Origin of the sequence: Streptomyces kunmingensis, from assembly GCF_039533535.1 — a bacterium.
Taxonomy (GTDB): domain Bacteria; phylum Actinomycetota; class Actinomycetes; order Streptomycetales; family Streptomycetaceae; genus Streptomyces; species Streptomyces kunmingensis.
Genome location: NZ_BAAATS010000043.1, coordinates 1 through 776, shown reverse-complemented (window position 1 = coordinate 776; position 776 = coordinate 1). Strand labels below are relative to the sequence as shown.

General features: G+C 66.0%; 1 protein-coding gene. It reads left to right on the top strand.

Features of this window, described 5'->3' with window-relative positions; genetic code table 11:
- Positions 1-422 precede the first annotated feature (422 nt).
- Positions 423-776: hypothetical protein (locus tag ABD366_RS38950; protein WP_425577031.1), on the top strand; the 354-nt coding region annotated here is incomplete at its 3' end.

Sequence of the window (776 nt, the reverse complement as noted above, 5' to 3'; positions counted from 1 at the left end):
CCCGCGGCATAGCGGTAGAGGGTCTCCACCACCGCGAACTTGTCCGCGATCGCGGCGAGAGAAGTGGTGTTGTCAGTGTCCGACATGACGCGTCCTTACTTGGCGGGTCGTTACGTCAACCACCGTAGACCACTAAACGACACCTGTCGAATAGAGGTGATGTCGTGAGCGAGCCAAGCAAGGCAGAGCCATGCCCACCGTGGATCTCAGAGCCCGAGGGCGACCGGCACCACTGCCGGCGGGGATCGCAGTCACGCTGACGCCGGGCCGTCGTACCCGCCTACGGTCACAGCCGTACTGAGCGACGCGGCTCGCGTCGGACAGGTACCAACAGCGTCCTGGTCGGCGGCCGGACCGCGCAGCCGGTTGTCGAGACCTGAGGCGGCGCAGCCGGATGTTCGGCCTCGAAGTAGGGTGCGTCCATGGTGAGTGAGCAGACTTCGGCGGTCGCAGCGGATCCGCGCTTCACCCGCTCGCGACAGGCGATCGCGGACGCACTGGCCGACCTCATGGAGCGGACGCGGTCATGCCCTTCGGTCTCCGCACTGGCGGAAGCAGCAGGCATCCACCGCGCCACCTTCTACAACCACTTCGACTCGGTCGAAGAAGCCGCGGTGTACGTGATCGCAGATGATTTCCGCGCCCTTCACGACCTGAACATCCGCGATCGGCACAGGGGCGCCGACCCGACCGCCGTCGCGGTGGCCACGCTGAATGCCATGCTGGACTCTCTTCGGCAGCGCAAGAGTCTCTTCCTGCTGGCCTCGACCTGGCGC